We start from the raw sequence: 17952 nt of genomic DNA, 5'->3' as shown, positions 1-17952 counted from the left end.
TCCTGAGGCCGGGCGGTTTTCTTAATAACTGGTTTCGTCCAGTTTTACCTTTCCACGGAAGGTGCGGTAAACGAACAGGGTATACCCCGCCACCAGCGGGGCCCCGATCGCTACAATGACCATCATGATCTTCAGCGATTTGGTCGAGGAGGCCGCATTGTAGACCGTAATGTCATAGGCCGGATTCAGGCTTGAGCGCAACAGGACCGGGTAGAGTTCCACGGCCACGAGCACCAGCAGAAAACTAATGGTGAGGGACGAGAACAAGAAGGCCAACCGGAATTTTTTTCGGGTGGCCAGCCGGGGTACGTTGGCAATACTCAGAAAGGTCAGCAGCGGTATCACAAACAGCAGGGGTTCCTGCTGGAAATCATCGGAGAGGTGGGGGATGTAGAGCAGCGTATACAGGGTGGTGATCCCAAAGCTTACCATGAAAAAAACCATCCCGCGCCGAAGCAGCGACTGGATTTTGTCATAGAGTTGCCCCTCGGTCTTGAGGAGCAGGAAGATGGCCCCGTGCATCATAAAAAGGGAAAGGGTGGTAGCCCCGGTGAGCAGCGCATAGGGGTTCAGGAATTCAAAGAACCCGCTGCCGGCGTACTGGTAATCGGGTCCGATCTGTATCCCCTGCAGCACATTGCCGAGCACCACCCCGAGCAGGAAGGCCAGCATGATGCTGGAAATGCTGTAGGTAGTGTCCCAGGTCTTTCTCCACCAGACCATCGGTTCCTTGCTGCGGAATTCGATCGCCACGGCCCGGAAAATAATAAAGACCAAAAATAGCATGAACGGGATGTAGAGGGAGGAGAAAAAGGTCGCGTACATGACCGGGAACCCGGCGAAAAGGGCCCCGCCCCCGATGACCAGCCAGACTTCATTCCCGTCCCAAACCGGCCCAACGGCATTCAGGGCGATCCGCCGGCTTTTTTCTTTTTTGAAGAACAGGTGCCAGGCCCCCGCCCCGAAATCAAAACCATCCAGGATGGCATAACCGGAGAACAGGGCTCCTACCACGAGGAACCACCAGGTTGGGTAATCAATCCCGAGGAACGTTTCCATATCCGATCAGTTTTTGGTGAGCATTTCCGCAATCTCGCGGGTACGCGGCCTTCCTTCCCCGGGTTCCTCGTCGTAAGGCCCGTGATGGATTTTCTTGTGCAACAGGTACAGGAAAAGCACGAGCAAGAGGGCATAGACCAGGAAGAAAAGGATTAAGGAAAACAAGATCTGGTTTTCCGTAACGGATTGGGAAAAGGCATCCGAGGTGCGCAGCAGGCCATAAACAACCCAGGGTTGCCTCCCCATTTCCGCGGCGAACCAGCCGGCCTGGTTCGCAATCTGGGGCAGGAGGACGGCAAAAACAAACGCCCAAAGCAGCCATCGCTTTTGAAAGAGGCGCCCCCGCCCCCATTGGTAGCAGGCCAGCAGGGTAAGCAGGATGAGCGCCATGCCGATGGCCACCATTATGTGGTAAAACTGGAAGACGGCATTCACCTGTGGGGGACGCTCGTCTTCCGGGAAGGCATTCAGCCCGGTTACCGGGACCTCGGTATCGTATTCCAGCAGGTATGACAGGCCCCCGGGCACTTTGATCCCTGTGACGGTTTGCTTATCCTTGTCGACCCAGCCCAGCAGGTACATATCCGCCGGGGCGCTGGCCTCGAAATGCCCTTCCAGGGCAGCGAGTTTGGCGGGTTGGTTTTTGGCCACCCCGTCCGCGGAATGGTGCCCGGTCAGCAGTTGTCCCAGGGAAAAAATCGTGGCCACCACCAGGGCTATTTTAAAGGCCTTTTGGGAAATTTGCATAAAACGGCCTTTCAGCAGGTAGTAGGCGTGTACGCTGAGTACCAGGAACGCCCCGGCCAGGAAGGCCCCAAGCCAGACGTGGAGCAACCGGTCCACGCTCGACGGGTTGAAGACCATGGCCCAGAAATCCGTGATTTCTGCCCGGGCCTGTAACCCTTCCCCCACAATGTGGAACCCGGCAGGGGTTTGCTGCCAGCTGTTGGCCACCACGATCCAGATCGCCGAAAACATGGACCCCAGGAATACCCCTACGGTGGCCACCAGGTGGACCCAGGGTTTGACGCGGTTCCACCCGAACAGGAGGACGCCCAGGAACCCACTCTCCAGGGCAAAGGCGAAAATCCCTTCCGCGGCCAGGGCACTGCCGAACACGTCGCCCACATAGCGGGAATACACGGCCCAGTTGGTGCCGAACTCAAATTCCATCACAATCCCGGTCACCACCCCGATCCCAAAGGTCAGGGCGAAGATTTTGGTCCAGAACTTTGCCAGGGCATGGTATTCGGGGTTGCGTGTTCGCAGGTAAATGCTCTCGAAGATCACCATCAGCAGGCCCAGGCCAATACTCAGGGGCGGGTAGATATAGTGGAAGGCAACGGTGAAGGCAAACTGGATCCGGGCGAGAACTTCGGTTTCCATATAGGGTGGTTTATGGCATAAAGGTACCCGGAACCCGGCCAATGGGTAAGTAACCCGGGTTACAAGACTTGAATTTACTATAATTTTTTTCACCCTTTGCCAACACAGGCCCACGGTTGTCGCCCAAGAAGAATGCGGGTTCCGACAGCGGGTGTTGCAGGGCTTTGGCAACCGGGTCGATCCCCAACTTTGGTGGATAATGCCACAAAAAAACCCCTCCATCGGGGAGGGGCCTTATGTACAACGTATTCTTTTCGTTACGGCTTGAATTGTTCCACGGCCTCGCTCAGGTCATACACGGGCTGGCTTGAAATGGCGCCGGCCAGGATACTGCTGCCTGCCGCGCTCCGGTATCCGCCGGCACAATGGACCACCAGGGGCTTGTCGGCAGGGATTTCGGCTATCGAATTGCGAAGGTCGTAGAGGGGCTTGCTTAGGGCGCTTTCGAAGAATTTGCCCTCCTTTACCTCCCCGGGGTTGCGGATGTCCACTATGGTATAGGCCTCCGGGTGTTTTCGGAAATGGTCCAGGTCCAGGGCCTTCGAACGAACCGGTAACCCTTCTCCAGGGACCACAAGGGCCCGGATTTGTTTTTCATACCCTATTTTGGCCACGCGGCTGAGCACCGCTTCCCGCTCTGCGATGGAAGGAACCACCAGGTAGAAGGGTTCTTCGGGTTGGATAATGGAGCCCAGCCACGTCTCGATTTTGTCTTCCTCCTTGCGGGCCATGATGTTGATGCTTCCCGGGTAGTGGCCGGCTGCGAAAGCTTCGGCGTCCCTTGTATCCACTACGGGGATACCCTTTTCCAGGGCTTCCGGCTTGAACAGCAGGGGTACCGCAGCCACGGAGGGTTCAAAGGAATCGGGGCCCCCTTTGTTGAGGTCCACGTCAAACCCGAAATACGCGGGGATAAACGGCTGGTCTTTCAGGATTTCGGAAACGAAGGCTTCCTCGGTTTGCTCCCGGAACGCCCAGTTGCCCATACGCTCGTTGCCCAGGGTACTGGAAGCCTCGGAGGAAAGGTTCTTGCCGCAGAGGGAACCGGCCCCGTGGGCCGGGTAGATGAGCGTGTCGTCGGGCAGGTCGTTGAATTTTTCTTTAACGGTATGGTACATCATCCGGGCCAGTTCTTCGCGTTTGGCGGTCAGGTTTCCGGCTTTCTCACGCAGGTCCGGACGGCCCACATCGCCGATAAAAAGGGTGTCCCCACTAAACATGGCCGTGGTGCCTTCCGAGTCGCGCGCCATAACGCTGATGCTGTCGGGGGAATGGCCGGGGGTATTCAGGGCCCAAAGCTCCGCTTCCCCCAGGGTCATCCGGTCGCCCTCGTCAAAGGGCTTGTGTGGATAGCTGGCCCCCACCAGTTTGCTGGCGTAAATGGTTGCGCCGGTTTCGCGGTGGATCTGCAGGTGGCTGCTGACGAAATCGGCATGGGGGTGGGTTTCGAAAACGGCAGTAATGCGGGCCCCGTGGGCTTCCGCAAACCTGTAATAGGGCTCCGGGTCCCGGCCCGGGTCCACCAGGGCGATTTCCCCCCCGCTCAGGATGGCATAGGAATAATGGGCAAGTGGCTTGTCTTCAAATTGTTTTATGGTCATCGGTGTTGTTTTTAAACAGGGCACCCGTTTTTCCCGGGTGCCCGTAGTGTTCAATCAGGAGTGCTTTAAGTTACGAACTTACAGCGATTTTTTGGCGAGGTACCAGTCTGTTTTCTCCAGGCTGTCGTCGGCAAGGCGCTCATTGAGCTCATCCAGGGTTTTGGGCGGCGGCACGATTACCTTGTCGCCCTTCTTCCAGTCGAGCGGCATGGCTACCTTGTATTTGTCTGCCGTCTGCAGGGCCTCCAGGGCCCGCAGGATTTCATCCATGTTCCGTCCGACATTCAGCGGGTAGTACATGATCAGCCGGATTTTCTTTGCCGGGTCGATGAAAAAGACCGCACGCACGGCAGCCGTTTCGCTTTCGTTGGGCTGCAGCATGCCGTACAGTTTTGAAACTTTCATGTCCAGGTCGGCAATGATGGGGAAGTCGAAATACACCCCTGTGTTTTCCCTGACGTTTTGTACCCATCCGAGGTGGGCGTGGATGCTGTCTATGCTGAGGCCGATCAGGGCGGTGTTCAGGGCGTCGAATTCGCCTTTACGGGTGGCAAAGCCGCTCATTTCTGTGGTGCATACAGGTGTAAAATCGGCCGGGTGCGAAAACAGCACGGTCCACTGATCCGGGGCGAAGTCTGAGAATTTGATTTTACCTTTGGTGGTCATTGCGGTAAAATCCGGGGCCTGGTCGCCGATGCGGGGCATGGGGTTCCCTGTTTGATTTTCTTCCATGGTTATTGCGATTTATTGAAGTTAAAAGGTTCATTTTTTTGTCCTTACAAAGGTACCCACCCCCATTGGGCCCTGCAGTAACCTGGGTTACATACCCCGTGAACAGGACCAGGCCCCCTGGCTCCCTGTGCTAAGGGCTTTTTTCGGGTCGGAATTCCGGGGCATATCCTTATCTTTAAAGGCGATTAAAACCCGGATTATGCCATTTGACTGGAAAGGGGTCATGCCCGCACTCACGACTAAGTTCGATGCCAACGACCAGCTCGATCTCGCCCTTTTTGAGAAAAACGTCCACGCCCAACTCGAAGCCGGGGTGAGCGGGTTGATCCTGGGGGGGACCCTGGGGGAATCCAGTACCCTGGCCGAGGGCGAAAAGGTTGAATTGACGCGCAGGGCCGTGGCTTTGGCCGGCGGGCGTGTCCCGGTAATTGTCAATGTGGCGGAGGGGAGTACACGCAGCGCCATAGCGGCCGCGAAAACTGCCGGGGCGAACGGGGCAGCCGGGCTGATGCTGCTGCCCCCGATGCGATACCGCCCCACCCCCCAGGAGACCCTAACCTTTTTCCGGGAAGTGGCCTCCCATACCGACCTGCCCATCATGGTCTATAACAACCCTGTGGATTACGGTACCGAGGTGACCCTGGACCAGTTCGAATCCTTGCTGGACCAGTGTCCGAATATACAGGCCGTGAAGGAATCGACCCGGGACGTCTCCAACGTGACGCGTATTCGCAACCGGTTTGGGGATCGCCTGAACATCCTGTGCGGGGTCGACACCCTGGCCCTGGAAAGCCTGCTGATGGGGGCCGATGGGTGGGTAGCCGGCCTGGTGTGCGCCTTCCCCAGGGAAACGGTGGCCGTATATGCCCTGGCCCGGGCCGGCAAGATACGGGACGCCCTCGCCATTTACCGCTGGTTCCTGCCGTTGCTGGAGCTCGACATCAACCCGCAACTGGTACAGAACATCAAATTGGCGGAAGCCATGACCGGGCTCGGCTCCGAGCATGTCAGGGCCCCGAGGCTTCCCCTTGAAGGCCCGGAACGGGAGCGGGTCGCGGCCCTTATTGCAGGGGCCCTTAAAGATCGTCCGGAGCTTCCGGAGTACAAGGCGTATCTCTGATATCCGCAACGAGGTAATGGGGGCGCCCCCCAACAACAAGAAAAGCTTTTTTGATGCAAGAACCCATCACCGGAGAACAACTGATCGGATTTTCATCCTCTGCCCGCGGGAGCGATACCTTCCGGACCCATAACCCGAAGACCGGGGCGCCAACCCCCTGGAGCTTCCGCGAAGCCACCCGGGAGGAGGCAGAACTGGCCATGGCCCTGGCTTCCAAGGCCCATGAGGCCTACCAGGAGGTTCCGGGAAGGCGCAGGGCGGCATTCCTCAGGGCCATAGCCGGGGCCCTCGAGGCAGATGCGGAAATCCTGGTCCCTATATACATGGAAGAATCGGGCCTCCCGGAAGGCCGGGCCCGGGGCGAACTCGGGCGCACGGTGGGCCAATTGCGTGCCTTTGCCGATCTGGCAGCCGAGGGTTCCTGGGTGGAAGCCCGGATCGATACTGCCCTACCCGACCGCCAACCTGTTGCAAGGCCCGATATCCGGAAATACCAGGTCCCCCTCGGGCCGGTGGTGGTCTTTGGGGCGAGCAATTTCCCCTTCGCCTTTTCCACGGCTGGGGGCGATACGGCCAGCGCCCTGGCTGCCGGTTGCCCGGTGGTGGTCAAAGGGCATCCGCTGCATGCAGGTACGGGGGAGGCGGTGGCCCGGCGGGTCGGGCAGGCGGCCCGCGAAACCGGTATGCCCGAAGGGGTTTTCTCCCACCTGCAGGGGAGTGGGAAGGATCTGGGGGCCTGGCTGGTGCAGCATCCCCTCTCGCGGGCAGTCGGGTTTACCGGTAGCCGGGAAGGGGGCCTGGCACTCAGTCGTATGGGGCAGGAGCGGGCAGAACCCATCCCGGTTTTCGCAGAAATGGGCAGCATCAACCCGGTAGTGGTTTTGCCTTCCGCCACGGATCCCGGCCTGGGGTGGGCAGCGGCTTATGCCCAGTCGGTTACCCTGGGCACTGGCCAGTTCTGCACCAACCCGGGCCTGATCCTCGGGATCGTCGGGGAAGGGTGGCAGCAGTTCACCCGCTCCCTGGCCGAAGCCATTGCCCGGGTGCCCCAGGGTTGTATGTTGCAGGACTCTATGGCCGGGCGGTATCGCAGCATGCGGTCCGATTTCCTCGCCCAGCGGGGGGTGCAGGAGCTCGTTCCCACCTCCCCGGGGGAAGGGGCCCTGGTCGGCGCGACCGTGGCGGCCGTTTCCGGGAAGGATTTTATCGCCAACCCCGGGCTGCAGCGCGAGGTTTTCGGGCCGTTTACCCTCACGGTCTCCTGTAGCGGCCCCGCTGAACTGGAACGGGCGGTCCGCTCCCTGGAAGGCCAACTCACGGCCTCCCTCCTGGGGGAGGAAGCGGAATTGCAGCGTTTCGGGACCCTGCTCGGCCTGCTCCGCGATAGGGTGGGCCGGCTCCTGCTCAATGGGGTACCCACCGGGGTGGAGGTGTGCCCGTCCATGCAGCACGGCGGCCCTTTCCCGGCCACCACGGATGCCCGGTTTACCTCGGTGGGAACCGATGCCATAAGGCGGTGGACGCGGCCCCTGGCCCTGCAGAATGCCCCGGCATCCCTGCTCCCCCCTGAACTCCGAGACGATAACCCCCTGGGGATCTGGAGGCTGGTCAACGGAACCTTCACCAACCAACAGGGCGGCACCTGAGCCTTGCACCCCTGCCCAATATCCTCTAATCAAAACCCTCAGAACGGCACTATGGCAACACATCGTTTTACCTGCATCGACGGGCACACGGCCGGGAACCCCGTCCGGGTGGTGGCCCGGGGCGGCCCTCCCCTGGAAGGCAGGACCATGGGGGAAAAACGGCTGCATTTCCTGCGCGACTACGACTGGATCCGCAAGGGGCTGATGTTCGAGCCCCGCGGGCACGACGTAATGAGCGGCAGTATCCTGTACCCGCCCTGCAACCCCGAAAACGACCTGGGCATCCTGTTCATCGAGACCAGCGGCTGCCTCCCCATGTGCGGCCACGGGACCATCGGCAGCATTACCATCGGTCTGCAGGAAGGCCTCATCCACCCCAGGGTCCCGGGGGAAGTCCGCCTGGAAACCCCGGCAGGGCTGGTCCGCATTCGGTACGGCGAGGAGGGGGGCAGGGTCAGTTGGGTGGCCCTGGCCAATGTGCCCTCCTTCCTGGCCGCCGAAAGCCTCGAGGTCGAAAGCAGCTATTTGGGCACCCTCCGTTTCGACGTGGCCTATGGGGGGAATTTCTACGCCATCATCGACCCCCAGGAGCATTTCCAGGGCCTTGGGGATTTCACCGCCGCCGACCTGGTCCGGTTCAGCCAGGACCTGCGCCCCAGGATCAATAAGAAATTCCCTGACCGATTTATCCATCCGCAGGACCCGAACATCGGGGGCGTAAGCCACCTGCTATGGACCGGGCCACCCCTTGCAAAGGCTGCTACGGCCCGCAATGCCGTATTTTACGGGGAGAAAGCCATTGACCGTTCCCCCTGCGGGACGGGGACCTCTGCCCGTATGGCCCAATGGGTACAACAAGGCCGCCTGCGGCCCGGGGAGGTTTTTGTGCATGAAAGCTATATCGGCTCCCTTTTCGAGGGGAGGGTGCTGGGGGAAGCACGGGTAGGCGATTTTCCCGCAATACTCCCGGAGATCAGGGGCTCGGCCTGGGTCTATGGGTACAATACCCTTTTGATTGACGACACCCATCCGTTCCCTGAGGGCTTCCAGGTGCTCTGAGGAGGCTTAAAGGATGATTTTCAGGCTATAGGAGAGGTTGCCGATTCCCCAAACTTTCCTTAAAGCCTGCAATAAATCGGAATATTTTGTAGTTTTACCCTTGTATGAAGGAACGCATTCGCAAATCGGGGGCCCTTTTGCTCTCAGCACTCCTGCTGTTTTCCACGCTGTCTTTTACCGTGGATATGCACTTTTGCGGGGAAACCCTTGTTGATTTGGGCGTCTTCCACAAGGCGGAAGGCTGTGGGATGGCGATGGATGGCGCCATGGCGGATGCCCCGGGTTGCTGCAGCGACGAGACCGTGAGCATCCTGGGCCAGGATGAGTTAAACCCCGGTCCTGCGGCCTTTGTGGTCCATTTGACCTCACCCCTGATCCAACCGGGTTTTCAGGTGTTCTCCCCCCTTTTGGTGCAAGACCCCCGGGAAGCCTTTATCCCCTTTCCCGAATATTCCCCCCCGAGACTGGTCTTCGACATCCCCCTGCGCGACCAGCGTCTGCTGATCTGATTTAAACGGTTCTGGGCTGCCTCCCCTAACAGGGAAGACAGCAAGGTGTCACCCCGTGGAGGAAGGGCACCCTTTTGGGACACGTTTAAATCACCTGTAGTATGCTTAATAAAATCATCCGGTTTTTCATCCTCAACAAGCTTATTGCTTTTATCCTGTTTGGGCTTGCCATTTTCTGGGGAATAGCCAATGCCCCTTTTGACTGGGACCTCGGCGGGTTGCCCAGGGACCCGGTGGCTGTGGATGCCATCCCCGATATAGGGGAAAACCAGCAAATTGTATTTACCCGGTGGCCCGGGCGCTCCCCCCAGGACATCCAGGACCAGATCACCTATCCCCTGACGACCTCCCTTCTGGGTATTCCCGGGGTGAAGACCATACGGAGCTCCTCGATGTTCGGGTTCTCCAGTATCTATATCATTTTTGAAGAAGGCGTCGAATTCTACTGGAGCCGAAGCCGCATCCTGGAAAAACTTAATTCCCTGCCCGGCGGCCTGCTCCCTGAAGGGGTGCAGCCAAGCCTGGGCCCGGATGCCACTGCTTTGGGGCAAATCTTCTGGTATACCCTTGAGGGCAGGGATGAAAACGGAAGGGTCACCGGTGGGTGGGATTTGCAGGAGTTGCGAAGCACCCAGGACTTTTATGTGAAATATGCCCTCTCGGCGGCCTCAGGGGTCTCTGAGGTGGCATCCATCGGGGGGTATGTAAAGGAATACCAGGTCGACGTCGACCCTGAACTGCTCCGGCAGTACGGGGTTTCCCTCGAACAGGTGGTGGCCGCCGTGCGCCAGAGCAACCGCGATATTGGCGCCCAGACCCTGGAGATCAACCAGGCCGAGTACCTGGTTCGGGGGCTCGGGTATATTGAATCGGTGGAAGACCTGGAGCAGGCCGTGGTGCGGTCCGAAGGCTACACTGCCATCCGCCTTGCCGATGTGGCCCGCGTGGGGCTGGGCCCCGCAGAGCGGAGGGGCATCCTGGACAAGGAGGGGGCCGAGGTGGTCGGGGGGGTGGTGGTAGCCCGCTACGGGGCCAACCCCCTGGAGGTCATCACCCGGGTCAGGGAGCAGATTGCTGCCATCTCGCCTTCCCTGCCCACAAAAGTATTGCCCGATGGCCGTACCTCCCGCCTGACCATAGTCCCCTTCTACGATCGCACGGAACTCATACAGGAAACCCTGGGCACCCTGGGTGATGCCCTGAACTACGAAATCCTCATTACCATCCTGGTGATTGTCATAATGGTGTTTAACCTGAGGGTATCGGCGCTGGTATCGGGCCTGCTTCCGGTAGCCGTGCTGATGGTCTTTATCAGCATGAAGGCTTTCGGGGTCGATGCAAACATCGTGGCCCTTTCGGGGATCGCCATCGCCATTGGGACCATGGTGGATGTGGGGGTGATCCTTTCGGAGAACAGCATCCGCCACCTTGAGGCGGACCGGGAAGGCCGGTCGGTCGATGAAATCGTCTACAAGGCCACGGCCGAAGTTTCCGGGGCCATCCTGACGGCGGTACTGACCACCATCATCAGTTTCCTTCCCGTTTTTACCCTGACGGGAGCAGAAGGCAAGCTCTTCCGGCCGTTGGCGTTTACCAAAACCATGGCCCTGGCCGCGTCCATCCTGGTCGCCCTTTTCCTGATCCCGCCTTTGGCCGCCCTGGTGTTCCGGAAATACCGGGTAGGCCACTACAGTCGGTACCTGGGTCCTTCCCTGTTGTTGCTGGCTGGTTTGGGTATTGCCCTTTCCTTCAGCGCCTGGGGATACGCCCTGGTGTTGCTGGGTTTGCTTGGCCTGGCAAGGGCCCTGGGCCGGATAGCCCCCCCCCTGTACAGCAATCTGCAGATCGGACTGGTCACCGGTACGGTCCTGCTGGCACTCTCCATGTACTGGAGGCCCCTTGGCTTTGATCACAGCATCGGCATAAACTTTTTGTTTGTAAGCCTGATCTGTGCCGCCGTACTGGGCGGGTTTTACCTCTTCCAGAACCATTACGCCCGACTGCTGCGGTGGACCCTGGAACATAAAGGGTGGTTTTTGTTGCTGCCTTTGGCCCTGGTGGTTTCTGGCATCCAGATCTATCGCAATACGGGGGAGGAATTCATGCCCTCCCTCGATGAGGGTTCCTTCCTGCTGATGCCCACTTCCATGCCCCATTCGGGCATTGCCGAAAACAAAAGGGTATTGCAGCAACTCGATATGGCCGTGGCCGCCATCCCGGAGGTGGAAACCGTGGTGGGCAAGGCAGGCCGGGCCGAATCGGCCCTGGATCCTGCGCCCCTCTTTATGTATGAAAACATCATCCGGTATTATCCGGAATATGCCAGGGGGGCCGACGGATCCCCGGAAAGGTTCCGCACAGACGGGCAGGGGTTTTTCGTGCTTTCGGACGGCACCCGGGTGCATAACCCGAACCATAAAGAAATGGATGCCGAACTGCCGGAAGGGGTCAGGCCCTTTGGGTCGGCGGTTTCCGGCCTCCTGGTGCCTGACCCTGAAGGATCCTATTTCCGGAACTGGAGGCCGGGCATCCGGGGCCCCGGGGATATCTGGGACGAAATCGTAACCTATACGCGACTGCCCGGGGTTACCTCGGCCCCGAAACTACAGCCCATTGAGACCCGGTTGGTAATGCTGCAAACCGGGATGCGGGCCCCTATGGGCATTCGCATCAAAGGGGGCGACCTGGCCCGGATCGAAGCCTTTGGGATGGAACTGGAGCGCATCCTCCGCCAGGCGGAAGGGGTGAAAGCCAGCGCTGTTTTTGCCGACCGCATCGTGGGCAAGCCTTACCTGCTGGTGGACATCAAGCGGGAAAGGCTGGCCCGTTACGGCATCCGGGTCGAAGACGTACAGCGGCAACTGGAAGTAGCCCTGGGTGGGGTTGCCCTGACCCAGACCGTGGAGGGCAGGGAGCGCTACGGGGTGAGGGTACGCTACCCCAGGGAACTCAGGGATGACCCGGAAGCCCTTACCCGCATTTACATCCCCGTTGCCGGTGGCAACCCAATCCCCCTCGGGGAACTTGCCGAAATCCGGTATGAACGGGGCCCCCAGATGATCAAGAGCGAGGATACCTTCCTGATCGGGTATGTCCTCTTCGACAGGGAGCCGGAATATGCGGAGGTAACGGTGGTGGAGAATGCCCGGGACGAAATCGCCCGCCGTATTGAGCAGGGTGAACTCCGGGTCCCCCCCGGGATTTCGTATGAGTTCGCGGGCACCTACGAGAACCAGCTGCGTGCCGAGAAAACCCTGGCGGTGGTCGTTCCCATGGCCCTGCTGGTCATTTTCCTGATCCTCTACCTGCAGTTTCGCGCCGTGGGCACCGCCCTGATGGTATTCAGCGGGGTTGCCGTGGCGTTTTCCGGGGGCTTCCTTATGCTGTGGCTCTACGGAGAACCCTGGTTCCTCAATTTTTCCTTCTTTGGGGAAAACCTGCGCGATCTGTTCCAGATGCATCAGGTAAACCTTAGCGTGGCGGTATGGGTGGGGTTCATCGCCCTTTTTGGGATTGCCACGGACGACGGGGTGGTCATGGCGACCTACCTTGTGCAGACCTTCCGGAAGCGAACGCCCGATACCGTCGCGGAAATCCGCGAGGCGGTGCTGATCGCCGGCCAGAAGCGGATCCGCCCCTGCCTGATGACCACAGCCACTACCGTGCTGGCCCTGTTGCCGGTCCTGACTTCCACAGGCCGGGGCAGCGACATTATGATCCCAATGGCCATTCCGGCCTTCGGGGGCATGCTCATTGCACTGATCACCCTTTTTGTGGTGCCCGTGCTGTTTTGCTGGACGGAAGAACGCAAACTCAAATAAGCCGACTGAAGATGGAAACCGGAACCGGAATCACACTAAAATACCGCATCGCACTTTGGGCCTGCTGCCTCCTGCTCGGCCTGCAACCATCCGGGGGCAGGGCCCAGGAATTACAGGAGTTCCTTGCCCTGGCAGAGTCTAACAGCCCGGAATTGAAGGCTTTTGAACTCAAGTACCTGCGGGCAGGGGAAAAAGTGGCTGAATCGGGGGCCCTTCCCAATTTGGAGGTTGGTGCCGGCTGGTTTGCCAGTGAACCCGAAACGCGGACCGGGGCGCAAAAAGCCCGGTTCAGCCTACGGCAAATGCTGCCATGGTTCGGGACCATAACCGCCCGGGAAAACTATGCGTCCAGCCTGGCTGAGGTGGAATACCTCGACTGGGTCATCGCCCGAAGGAAGCTGATGTTGCAGGTTTCTGAAGGCTATTATGAGCTAAAGGCCCTGGAGGAACAGACAGCCGTGCTTCGCAGGCAACTCGACCTGCTGGAACAGTACACGGAAATCGTCCTGGCCGGGGTGGAGGCCGGGAAGGCTTCTGCCGTGGATGCCCTGCGGATGGAAATCCGAAAGAACGAGGTGACGGGAACCCTTCAGGTCTGGGAAGGGAAGTACGAGGCGGCCCATTTCGCTTTTTTCAGGATGCTCAACGTGTCGCCATTTCCCATCGCCTTTCCGGATTGGGAATTACCCGGGGCTGCGGAAGAAGTTGCCCCGGGTCAGGTCGGCGTACACCCCGAACTACAGAAATACGAGCGGCTCTATGCTTCGGTCATGGAGGCTGAGCGGCTGAACCAGAAATCGGCACAGCCCGGGTTGGGCATCGGCCTCGACTATATCCCTGTCGCGCGCCGGACCGATGTACAGCTCCCCGACAACGGAAAGGATGTTTTCATGCCCATGTTGACCCTTTCCATCCCCGTTTTCAATTCCCCTTACCGATCGCGCACCGAGCAGAACCGCCTGCAGCAAGAACAGTTCAGGGCAGAGGAAGCCTCCAGGCGTAACGCCCTGGAAACCCTGATGGAGCGGGCCTTGCAGGAGCGGGAGGCAGAACGCATCCGTTGTGTGACTTATGACAAGAATATAGAACAGGCCCGGCAGGCCCTTGAAATCCTGCTCGCAGGCTACCAGAGCGCCACCCTCAATTACACCCAGCTGCTGGAAGTCCAGGAACTGGAGCTGAAGCTACTCATGGGCCGTTCGGCCTCCCTGGCAGCGTACTTCAGCAAGGCAGCCCTGGTCAATTACCTGAGTGAAAACGACGAAAAGCCTTAAACATTCCTTAACTTAAAACCATTGTGATGAAAACTATTGAAACGTTCAAAAAAGCCATTTTCCTTGTCTTTTTCCTTGTCCTGGGTAGCTGTGGCGAGGGTCAGAAAGCCACCCCCTCCAATTCGGGAGCGGGCGAGAAAGCAGGGGGGGAAATGCCTGCAGAGGCCGGCGTTGCCTTTAGCGAGGAAACGGTAGAGGCCCTTTTCCGCAACTACCTGGCCCTGCGCGATGCCCTGGTAGCCTCCGATTTCGAGAATGCACGCCATGCCGTATTGTCGATGAAGAGCCAGGGCCTGGAAGCCTTCCCGGAAATCCGGGAAACCGTTGGGAAGCTAGCGGAGGGCACCGACCTGCAGCAGCTCAGGACCCATTTCCAACCCCTGAGCATCCAGCTTTCCCCCATCCTGCAGGAGTCCCTGCAATCCGGGACGATCTACAAGCAGTATTGCCCTATGGCTTTTGAGAACCAGGGGGCTTTCTGGTATTCCGAATCGCAGGACATCCTGAACCCCTATTATGGCAGTGCGATGTTGCGCTGCGGCAAGGTTGAGGAAACGATTTCCAGGGGATAACCCCTGAATGCCCTAAGGCTGTGGGGATGGGGCACCGGCCTTTTAAAAACAAGCACGTATGAAAAAACAGTATCACATTTCGGGGATGAGTTGCATGGGTTGCCAGCACCACGTCACGCAGGCCCTCGGGGGCGTCGACGGGGTTCGGGAAGCCCTGGTGGACCTGCAGGAGGGTACGGCCCTTCTCGAACTGGAACGGGATATTCCCATAGGACGGTTGCAGGAGGCCCTGGATGTGCACCCGGGGCGGTACCAGATCCATCCCGACAGGGAACAGGCCCACATGGCTGTGGAAACCGCCAAAACTGCACCAATGCCCGAAGGGGAAGCGGAGTGGTACTGCCCCATGCATTGCGAGGGCGAAAAGACCTATCCCAAACCCGGCGATTGCCCGGTCTGCGGGATGGACCTGGTGCCCCAGGCCGTTTCAGCCGCCCCGGGGGAAGAAGATTCCTATGTCAGGCTGTTGCGGAAATTCTGGATTGCCCTGGGGTTTACGCTCCCGGTATTCGCGATTGCCATGAGTGAAATGATCCCCCGGAACCCATTGTACCGCCTTATGGGGCAGGAAGGGTGGAACTGGGTACAACTGCTGCTGTCGCTCCCGGTGGTCTTTTACGCCTGCTGGATGTTTTTCGAGCGCGCTTACCGGAGCCTGAAGACCTGGAACCTCAACATGTTTACCCTCATCGGTATCGGGGCCGGAGTAGCCTGGGTATTCAGTGTATTCGCGTTGTTGTTTCCCGGGTGGTTCCCCCCCCAGTTCAAGGCGGAGTCCGGTACGGTTCATGTCTATTTTGAGGCGGCCACGGTCATCCTCACGCTGGTCCTTTTAGGCCAGGTCCTTGAAGCCAGGGCGCACCGGAAGACCCAGGCAGCTGTCAGGGAATTGCTCCGCCTGGCACCCAACCGGGCGGTAAAGGTGGTCGACGGGGTGGAACAGGAGGTTTCCGTGGAGGAAATCCAACCCGGCGACATCCTGCGGGTGAAGCCCGGGGAAAAGATCCCCGTGGATGGCCGGATTACCCGGGGTACCCCCGCCATAGACGAATCCATGATTACCGGGGAGCCCATCCCGGCGGAAAAGTCGGAAGGCGATGCCGTTCGAAGCGGCACCCTGAACACCAACCAGTCCTTTCTGATGGAGGCTGAAAAGGTGGGCTCCGAAACCCTCCTGGCGCGGATTATTGAGATGGTCCGGCAGGCCAGCCGAAGCCGGGCCCCGATCCAGAACCTGGCGGACCGGATTTCGCGCTATTTCGTACCGGCCGTGGTGGGAGTGGCCATGCTGACGTTCCTGGTCTGGTCGGTGTGGGGCCCTGAGCCCGCCTACGTCTATGCCCTGGTCAACGCCATTGCCGTGCTGATTATCGCCTGCCCCTGCGCCCTTGGCCTGGCTACCCCGATGTCGGTTATGGTTGGGGTCGGAAAGGGGGCCCAAAACGGGGTCCTGATCCGCAATGCGGAAGCCCTTGAAAAAATGGCTGCCATAGACCTGTTGGTGGTCGACAAAACCGGGACCCTGACGCGGGGAAAACCTTCGGTGGAACACGTGGTTTCCACCTGTCCGGGAATCGGGGAGGAAGAACTCACCCGCCTGGCCTGCTCCCTGAACCAGCCCAGCGAGCATCCCCTTGCCCTCGCGGTTATGGACTTTGCCCGCGACAAGGGGATTTCCCCTCGGGACGTGGATGGCTTTGAGGCCATTGGGGGCAAGGGCGTCGTCGGGCAGGTGGAAGGGGCCAGCCTCGCCCTGGGGAACCCCAAACTGATGCAAATGGTGGAGGCGCCCTTGCCAGAGGAAGTGGAACGGGAGGCCCTGGCGTTCCAGAAAGAGGGAAAGACCATCTCCTACCTGTCGCGAAACCAGGAAGTCATCGGCTACCTGGTGATCGGGGATGTGCTGAAGGAAGGGACCCGGGAAGCTATTTCGGCACTTCAGGGGGAAGGGATGGAAGTCTTTATGTTTACGGGCGACCAGGAGGAAACCGCCCGGCACATTGCCGATGCGCTTGGGCTTTCCCATTACAGGGCGGGCCTGTTGCCAGAGGATAAGTACCGGGAGATTGCCCGCCTGCAGGAAGCCGGCCGGAAAGTCGCCATGGCGGGGGATGGCATCAACGATGCCCCTGCCCTGGCCCAAAGCGATGTGGGCATCGCCATGGGGACCGGTACCGATGTGGCCATGGAAAGTGCCGCCATCACCCTGGTCGAAGGGGACCTGCGGGGCATTGTAAAGGCCCGCAGGCTGAGCCGGGCGGTAATGCGGAATATCCGGCAGAACCTGTTTTTTGCCCTGATCTACAATACCCTGGGCGTGCCCGTGGCCGCCGGGGTACTTTTCCCCTTTTTCGGTATTTTGCTCTCGCCCATGCTGGCCGCCCTCGCCATGAGTTTCAGTTCCGTCTCCGTCATAGCCAATGCACTCAGGCTTAAGAACAGCAACATAAACAAACCGATATGATTTCCAGGAAAAACACCCTATTGTTGCGTCGGGCGCACCGGTACCTCGGGATTTTCCTGGGGGTGCAGTTTGTGGGGTGGACCCTTGGGGGACTCTATTTCTCATGGACGGATATCGACCAGATCCATGGGGATCATTTCCGGAAGGACCCGGCGGAGCAGGCTGCTTTCCCGCATCTTGAGGGGATCCGGCTTCCTGAAGGGGAGGGGATCCGCAGCCTGGAATTGAGGGATATCGGGGGACAGCCGTATTACTGGGTCAACGGCAATGTACTGGTAGATGCGGGAAGCGGACAGCCCGTGGACGGTATTTCCGAAGCCCAGGCAAGGGACGTCGTGAAAGCGCACATGCGTTCAGACCTTGCCATTACAGGGGTCGACTACCTCGAGGCGGCAGGCCCCCACCATGAGTACCGCGAAAAACCCCTGCCCGCCTATATATTCCATTTTGATTCCCCTGAGGCGATCAAGGCCTATGTTTCCGCCCGGGACGGGAAATTCCAGGCGGTGCGGCACCGGTCGTGGCGCTGGTTTGATTTCCTCTGGATGATGCACACCATGGACTATCAGGGCAGGGATAACTTCAATACCGCACTGCTTCGGGTTTTCTCCCTGCTGGGCCTGGTGACCGTAGGAAGCGGCTTTGTGCTTTGGTATGTCAGTTCGCCCCGGTGGCGAAAAGTGGAGAACTATTTTAAGAAAACCTAACT

The 17952-nt window shown here is 59.3% G+C and carries 13 protein-coding genes; 9 read left to right on the top strand and 4 right to left on the bottom strand.

Translation table 11 applies throughout. The features are described 5' to 3' along the window. Positions 1–21: 21 nt before the first annotated feature. From cydB to NG653_RS11030, 4 genes are all read right to left on the bottom strand, one after another. Positions 22–1059: a cytochrome d ubiquinol oxidase subunit II gene (gene cydB, locus NG653_RS11045; RefSeq protein ID WP_252741763.1), complete on the bottom strand. Its 1038-nt coding sequence runs from the start codon at positions 1057–1059 to the stop codon at positions 22–24. 6 nt (positions 1060–1065) lie between these two features. Further along, positions 1066–2445: a cytochrome ubiquinol oxidase subunit I gene (locus tag NG653_RS11040; RefSeq protein WP_252741762.1), complete on the bottom strand. Its 1380-nt coding sequence runs from the start codon at positions 2443–2445 to the stop codon at positions 1066–1068. A 257-nt stretch (positions 2446–2702) separates the two neighbouring features. After that, complete coding sequence (locus tag NG653_RS11035; protein WP_252741761.1) at positions 2703–4046, bottom strand: MBL fold metallo-hydrolase; 1344 nt, start codon at positions 4044–4046, stop codon at positions 2703–2705. Positions 4047–4124: 78 nt separating this feature from the next. Continuing rightward, complete coding sequence (locus tag NG653_RS11030; protein ID WP_252741760.1) at positions 4125–4778, bottom strand: peroxiredoxin; 654 nt, start codon at positions 4776–4778, stop codon at positions 4125–4127. 199 nt (positions 4779–4977) lie between these two features. Here NG653_RS11030 and NG653_RS11025 point away from each other — a divergent pair, with 199 nt between their 5' ends. The 9 genes from NG653_RS11025 (at position 4978) to NG653_RS10985 (ending at position 17950) form a co-directional block, all read left to right on the top strand. Then, on the top strand, positions 4978–5898 hold the full coding sequence (locus tag NG653_RS11025) for a dihydrodipicolinate synthase family protein (protein ID WP_252741759.1): 921 nt from the start codon (positions 4978–4980) through the stop codon (positions 5896–5898). Between the two features lie 53 nt (positions 5899–5951). Continuing rightward, entirely contained in the window at positions 5952–7544 is a 1593-nt protein-coding gene (locus NG653_RS11020; protein WP_252741758.1) for an aldehyde dehydrogenase (NADP(+)), read from the top strand. Positions 7545–7595: 51 nt separating this feature from the next. Continuing rightward, positions 7596–8603, top strand: a complete 1008-nt coding sequence (locus NG653_RS11015; RefSeq protein ID WP_252741757.1) for a 4-hydroxyproline epimerase — start codon at positions 7596–7598, stop codon at positions 8601–8603. Between the two features lie 104 nt (positions 8604–8707). After that, positions 8708–9112, top strand: coding sequence for an HYC_CC_PP family protein (locus NG653_RS11010; protein WP_252741756.1), 405 nt, complete (start codon positions 8708–8710; stop codon positions 9110–9112). A gap of 101 nt (positions 9113–9213) precedes the next feature. Then, a complete protein-coding gene (locus tag NG653_RS11005; protein WP_252741755.1) occupies positions 9214–12933 on the top strand; it encodes an efflux RND transporter permease subunit in 3720 nt (1239 codons plus the stop codon). An 11-nt stretch (positions 12934–12944) separates the two neighbouring features. Further along, positions 12945–14207, top strand: a complete 1263-nt coding sequence (locus NG653_RS11000) for a TolC family protein (protein WP_252741754.1) — start codon at positions 12945–12947, stop codon at positions 14205–14207. A 26-nt stretch (positions 14208–14233) separates the two neighbouring features. Further along, a complete protein-coding gene (locus NG653_RS10995; protein ID WP_252741753.1) occupies positions 14234–14779 on the top strand; it encodes a DUF3347 domain-containing protein in 546 nt (181 codons plus the stop codon). Positions 14780–14837: 58 nt separating this feature from the next. Then, on the top strand, positions 14838–17243 hold the full coding sequence (locus tag NG653_RS10990; protein ID WP_252741752.1) for a heavy metal translocating P-type ATPase: 2406 nt from the start codon (positions 14838–14840) through the stop codon (positions 17241–17243). After that, positions 17240–17950 (top strand): PepSY domain-containing protein, encoded by a 711-nt coding sequence (locus NG653_RS10985; RefSeq protein ID WP_252741751.1) that lies wholly within the window; start codon positions 17240–17242, stop codon positions 17948–17950. The genes NG653_RS10990 and NG653_RS10985 overlap by 4 nt, the downstream gene beginning before the upstream one ends. Positions 17951–17952: the final 2 nt, after the last annotated feature.

The organism is Robiginitalea marina (genome assembly GCF_024006985.1).
In the GTDB taxonomy this organism is placed as follows: domain Bacteria; phylum Bacteroidota; class Bacteroidia; order Flavobacteriales; family Flavobacteriaceae; genus Robiginitalea; species Robiginitalea marina.
Note: the sequence above shows the minus strand (reverse complement) of the source record. Positions and strands in the feature narration are given on the sequence as shown.

What these genes read in the sequence shown, in the direction of transcription:
- cydB (WP_252741763.1), bottom strand. Translation starts at nt 1,059, where the DNA reads ATGGAAACGTTCCTCGGGATTGATTACCCAACCTGGTGGTTCCTCGTG.
- NG653_RS11040 (WP_252741762.1), bottom strand. Translation starts at nt 2,445, where the DNA reads ATGGAAACCGAAGTTCTCGCCCGGATCCAGTTTGCCTTCACCGTTGCC.
- NG653_RS11035 (WP_252741761.1), bottom strand. Translation starts at nt 4,046, where the DNA reads ATGACCATAAAACAATTTGAAGACAAGCCACTTGCCCATTATTCCTAT.
- NG653_RS11030 (WP_252741760.1), bottom strand. Translation starts at nt 4,778, where the DNA reads ATGGAAGAAAATCAAACAGGGAACCCCATGCCCCGCATCGGCGACCAG.
- NG653_RS11025 (WP_252741759.1), top strand. Translation starts at nt 4,978, where the DNA reads ATGCCATTTGACTGGAAAGGGGTCATGCCCGCACTCACGACTAAGTTC.
- NG653_RS11020 (WP_252741758.1), top strand. Translation starts at nt 5,952, where the DNA reads ATGCAAGAACCCATCACCGGAGAACAACTGATCGGATTTTCATCCTCT.
- NG653_RS11015 (WP_252741757.1), top strand. Translation starts at nt 7,596, where the DNA reads ATGGCAACACATCGTTTTACCTGCATCGACGGGCACACGGCCGGGAAC.
- NG653_RS11010 (WP_252741756.1), top strand. Translation starts at nt 8,708, where the DNA reads ATGAAGGAACGCATTCGCAAATCGGGGGCCCTTTTGCTCTCAGCACTC.
- NG653_RS11005 (WP_252741755.1), top strand. Translation starts at nt 9,214, where the DNA reads ATGCTTAATAAAATCATCCGGTTTTTCATCCTCAACAAGCTTATTGCT.
- NG653_RS11000 (WP_252741754.1), top strand. Translation starts at nt 12,945, where the DNA reads ATGGAAACCGGAACCGGAATCACACTAAAATACCGCATCGCACTTTGG.
- NG653_RS10995 (WP_252741753.1), top strand. Translation starts at nt 14,234, where the DNA reads ATGAAAACTATTGAAACGTTCAAAAAAGCCATTTTCCTTGTCTTTTTC.
- NG653_RS10990 (WP_252741752.1), top strand. Translation starts at nt 14,838, where the DNA reads ATGAAAAAACAGTATCACATTTCGGGGATGAGTTGCATGGGTTGCCAG.
- NG653_RS10985 (WP_252741751.1), top strand. Translation starts at nt 17,240, where the DNA reads ATGATTTCCAGGAAAAACACCCTATTGTTGCGTCGGGCGCACCGGTAC.